Source organism: Mycobacterium sp. (assembly GCF_035314665.1).
GTDB lineage: Bacteria > Actinomycetota > Actinomycetes > Mycobacteriales > Mycobacteriaceae > Mycobacterium.
On record NZ_DATFZD010000150.1, the window covers coordinates 1 to 4,573 of the forward strand.

Genomic DNA, 4,573 nt, shown 5'->3' on the forward strand with positions numbered 1-4,573 from the left:
CGACCATAGAAATCCACCGCGCACGATAAGGCAGCAAGTACGGCAGCAGCCGCCGCAAATCCGAGCCAGGTCGCCTTCGTGCTGGTGGTGGCGCGAACGCGGGCGCCGACCGCAAACCATGATTCAAGGCTTCATCCACGACTTGTTCAATCTTCGCATAGGCAGCAACAGGAATAGTGGCTCGGTTATGCCGCGCCGTGTGCCGGAGCTCTCGGGATAGCCCTGACCGCGACACTTAAACCGTTGCGGCGAAACGCCGACATACGCCGCAGCAGGTTAAGTCTCGGCGTGGGCCCGCGGCAGCTCCCGCAACAGGGACGCCGAGCCCCTCTAGAGCGCGTGGATCCCGGTGTAGAGCAACACGAGACCGATCGCCACGAGGATCGCCGCCGCCAGGACGGCGTGCTGACGCTCCATCCACTCCTTGAGCCGCTCGAGCGGCTGATCGAGGCGCTCAGCGGTCATCGCGTGCGCCACAACCGGAACGGCCACCGTCGAGCCGGCTAAGGCGGTGTAGTAGGCGATGGCTATCCCCGCGCCCGCCACGCCCAACCCGGCCGTGCCGATTGCCAATCCCGCTGCCGCATTCATGAAGAACACCTTCGGATTGGCCACGGCGAGCACGACGCCGATGACTGCCGCCCTGGCGGGCGTGATCTTGTTGAGGCTGGTCAACCACGCGGGCGAGCGGGCGGACCGCTTACGCGTCGCCCAGCGCCATACGCCGCCCGCGATCAGCACGGCGCCGACCACGATCCGCACCCACGTCGCCCAGCGCGGCGGTGCCTGATGGAGGCCACCGAGCAGGCGTGGCACTTGCACGAAAACCGCGGTCGACGCCGCCAGCCCCGCCAGCCACCCGACCAGAAACGCTAGTCCGGTGGGTCGTGGATGGACGGTGTGCAGCACCAGCAGCACGGCCGGGATGATCGACAGCGGGGACAGCGCGACAACCAGCGCCAGCGGGATCAGCCCGGCGAGGACCGATCCCCAATTACCCGACACGGGCCGCCCTTTCGTCGCATGATCGGACACCGAACCTGGCAAGTGGGCAGCCAAGGTGCAGAAACCGGAATCCTCACGTGCAGGCGCGTCCCCTCCGCTGGCGGACTCGTTACCTCGATGTGGCCCCGAGCGCCTCGACGCGGTCCACCAAGCCGATCAAGCCCGACCCCTTGCCGGGGTCGGCTCCGCCCACCGCGTCATCTTGAATCACCAGGTGGAGGTTCCCGTCGGCGGTTGTCGCGGTCACGTCGACCATTGAGGCATGTGCATGCTTGGCGGCATTGGTCAGCGCCTCGGCCACGACGTAATACGCCGCGACTTCGACAGGATCGGGCAACCGCCGGTGGACGTCGACGTTGAGCATGGCCGGGACCGCTGAGCGTCGGGCCACTGTCCGCAGCGCCGGAGCGAGTCCTCCGCTCGAGAGGATCGCCGGATGAATCCCCCGTGAAATCTCCTGCAGATCGACCGAAACGCCGACCAGGCAGTCGACGACGTCTGAGATTTCTTCGTTGAGCCAGGTCAGCTCCGGTGGCACCGCAGCCTGTGTCATGCGCAGCTTCAGCCCCAACGACACCAGCCGCTGTTGTGCGCCGTCATGCAGATCCCGTTCCAGGCGTTGGCGGGCGTTGTCGGCGGCGCTGACGATGCGCGCCCGCGACGCGGTCAGGTCGGCGCGAGCCTGTGCGTTCGCGATTGCGGTTGCGGCCAAGTCGGCGAAGTCCCCGACCCGTTCCTGGTGTCAGGGGAAACGGCTCGTGTCGCGGCGAGCCGACGATGGCGACGCCCCACACCCGGCCGTCGCCCACGATCGGTGCTCCGACGCCGCCGCGCAGCCCCAGGGCGCGTATCCGTGCGGCTGCGCATCCGGCAGCACGGTCGTGGCTGTCCATTCGGGCCGCGCGGCCGGTGCGCAGCACCATGGCCGCGATGTTGTCACCGCCGAGCGAGAAATGCTCCCCCACAGGCATTTTCGACAATCCGGGGTTGTCGTGAGCCGCAAGCAGGGTGCCTGATCCGTCGGCCTCGTAGCGGAACAGGGCGGCGTTGGGCGCGCCGAGGGATCGCGCCAGTTCCGCCGCCACCGCCGAAAACACCTCAGACGGGGACGCACCCCGTGCCACCAGGGTTGCCACGCGGCGCAACGCCGACTGCTGTCCGGCCAGCATGCGCAACTGGTCGCGGCTTTACGCGAGCGTGTCGGTCGTGGCCTGCCGCCGGCGTGCCGCGGCAACCAGCACTTGCAGGGAGGGGACCACCCGCTCGTGCAGGCGCCGCAGCGTCGGCGCGGGGACGCCTGCGGGAATCAGGAGTGTGCCAACCACCTGCCGCCATCACGCAGCGGTACCGCCCATTGGTGCTGGTCCGAGGCGAACGCCTCCAGCTCGAGCCTGGCCCACTGCACGTCGAGAGCCTGGGCCAGGCGATGCGCGGCGGGCGCCAACACGGAACGCAGTTCCTCGGTGCGAAGCATCAGGTGCGCCAAGTCGGCCGCGAGATCGGCCTCCCGGCGGCGTTGGTCCGCTTCGGTGGCCCGTGCCCGGGCCAGGTCAGCCAACGCGTTGGCCGAGAACGCGACGACCAGGAAGACCGCGATCACGATCCAGTTTTGGACGTCACGAGTGTTGAACGCGACCGCCGGCGACGGAAGAAGCCATAGGCGATTGCGCTGACGATCGCGGTCGCGGCCGCCGGGCTGAACCCCCATCCGGTGGCCACCACCAGGACCCCGCGCAGGTAGACCACGCCGAACGCGTCCGCCGCGGCGAAATGTTTCAGGGACAGGATCACCAGGGTTTCCGCGGCGATCATCACGGCGGCAACGACCACGCCCAGCCAGAAGGGCGGCGCCGACGGGCGCAGCGACAACCAGACCACCCGCCCGCCGATCCGCGCCAACCGATCGTGGGCAGCCTGCATGATGCCGCGCACTGACACACCATCGGCCTAGCACCGTGGCGGTATGACCGCAAGGACACCCTGAGCCGATGCGCGCGACGCTCCGGCGGTCGCGCGGGTCCCACCACGGGCGATGCGGCGAACCGCCGACGCGATGCCGGCTGGCCGGTATCCGAAGATTCCCGCTGGCACCAAGCCCGTTCGCTCTTGCAGACCGCCCGGCCACGGCCAGTCGTGATGTGCACGGCACCGCGGGGTGCGAAAATCAATTGCTGCTTTGCCGCCCACCGCACACGAGGAGCGGTACAGATGAATAAGGCGCTTTGGGTGCCCGCCGTCTTCGCCGTCACCGTGCTGGCCTGGTGCTCGTCGCCGGCGTCGTCAGGTTCGACGGAACTCCGTCCTCCGGTAGCGAGTCCTACCAGCGGGCAACTCCCCGGTCCTCCGCCGGCGGCGCCCCACGCCGCCGGCTTGCGCCAACAGTTCGCGGTGCCGCTGCTGCACAGCGGCAGCGGTGATCCGGCCGGTCAGATCGCCCACAGCACGCAGGTGTATCAGCGTGCGCAATTGCTCAGGGTCGACAGCAGCACGGCGGGTGCAACCTGGGCACAGGCGGTCGACACGGTCACGGCGGATCGCGGGATTCTGCCAGCCGTGTTGCGACAGCCGCTCCGGAAACTGACCTTCAAAGGCACACAATTCTCGCAGCTCAACGCCCTGATCGCCGTCGCGGGCCCGGCCTACGTCACGGTAACCAACCGAACACTGCGAGCCGACACGGCGCTGAACATCACGCAGCAGAACATCGTCGTCGACTTCTCTGGCGCAGCGATCGAGGTGGGGGCGAAACCCCCGGTCTGGCTGATCGAGCTTGTGCGCGCCCACAACGTCGCGGTGCTCAACGCAAAGATCGATGGCGGCACGAACGCGTTTCTGGTCGACAGTGGGTCGAATATCGCTATCGAGGGAAACGACGTCCGGGGCCTGACCGAGAACGGCATTGTCGTGACGGGCCCGTCCTCGAGCCTGGACATCCGTGCCAATCGCCTACATGACCTGGGCCGCGCCGGCATCATGCTCGACGGTCCGGTCACCACGGCGCTGCTCGCCGACAATGCGATAGACCATCTGCTGGGTCATTCAAACTGGAATGCCGGCATTCTGCTGACCAGCCGAGGCGGCGATATCGCCGCCGATCCGGATACGTTTTTTCTGCCCGATCATTATTGGGTCGTCACGAAGCCGCTTGTCCGGCGCCTGCAAAATCCTGGTCAGAATGTGATCATCGACAACACGATCCGCGCGGGCCTGTCTTCAGGCATCTACAACGACGGCGCGGTCGCCAACATATTTCTGGAAAACCGGATCGAGGGAAATTCAAAGGAAGGTATTTGCTTCGATAACGGCGCCACCGCGAATGTCTTTGCCGGTAATATGGTGGCCGGCAATGGCCAACGCTGGGGGCAGCCGGATGCCGATCTGGCGCGCGACTCCGTGCTTGGTGCGGGCCGTGCTCCCGATGGCACGTCGATGGCCAAGCTGCCGGGAATCTCGATCGACAACGCGCTCTACAACGAGATTTTCGCCAACCACGTCACCGGAAATTTCGGCGGTGGCGTGAAGATGGTGCGCACCGGACTATTTAACGTCATCGGAGTGAACGTCGTAA

The 4,573-nt window shown here is 66.9% G+C and carries 6 protein-coding genes; 1 reads left to right on the top strand and 5 read right to left on the bottom strand.

Annotation, left to right across the window (positions count from 1 at the left end; all coding sequences use genetic code 11):
• Positions 1–330 precede the first annotated feature (330 nt).
• The 5 genes from VKI00_RS11870 to VKI00_RS11885 all read right to left on the bottom strand — a co-directional run bounded on the left by VKI00_RS11870 (position 331) and on the right by VKI00_RS11885 (position 2,943).
• Positions 331–1,005, bottom strand: a complete 675-nt coding sequence (locus VKI00_RS11870; protein WP_324437655.1) for a GAP family protein — start codon at positions 1,003–1,005, stop codon at positions 331–333.
• Between the two features lie 109 nt (positions 1,006–1,114).
• A complete protein-coding gene (locus VKI00_RS33780; protein WP_414687174.1) occupies positions 1,115–1,717 on the bottom strand; it encodes a sensor histidine kinase in 603 nt (200 codons plus the stop codon).
• Positions 1,602–2,174, bottom strand: a complete 573-nt coding sequence (locus VKI00_RS33785) for a GAF domain-containing protein (protein ID WP_414687175.1) — start codon at positions 2,172–2,174, stop codon at positions 1,602–1,604. Before VKI00_RS33785 ends, VKI00_RS33780 begins: the two co-directional genes overlap by 116 nt.
• A gap of 137 nt (positions 2,175–2,311) precedes the next feature.
• Entirely contained in the window at positions 2,312–2,605 is a 294-nt protein-coding gene (locus VKI00_RS11880) for a hypothetical protein (RefSeq protein WP_324437656.1), read from the bottom strand.
• Positions 2,602–2,943: a hypothetical protein gene (locus tag VKI00_RS11885; protein WP_324437657.1), complete on the bottom strand. Its 342-nt coding sequence runs from the start codon at positions 2,941–2,943 to the stop codon at positions 2,602–2,604. Before VKI00_RS11885 ends, VKI00_RS11880 begins: the two co-directional genes overlap by 4 nt.
• A gap of 432 nt (positions 2,944–3,375) precedes the next feature.
• Between VKI00_RS11885 and VKI00_RS11890 the strand changes: the two genes are divergently transcribed.
• On the top strand, positions 3,376–4,573 hold a 1,198-nt coding region (locus tag VKI00_RS11890; protein WP_324437658.1), incomplete at its 3' end, for a right-handed parallel beta-helix repeat-containing protein.

What these genes read in the sequence shown, in the direction of transcription:
- VKI00_RS33785 (WP_414687175.1), bottom strand. Translation starts at nt 2,174, where the DNA reads ATGCTGGCCGGACAGCAGTCGGCGTTGCGCCGCGTGGCAACCCTGGTG.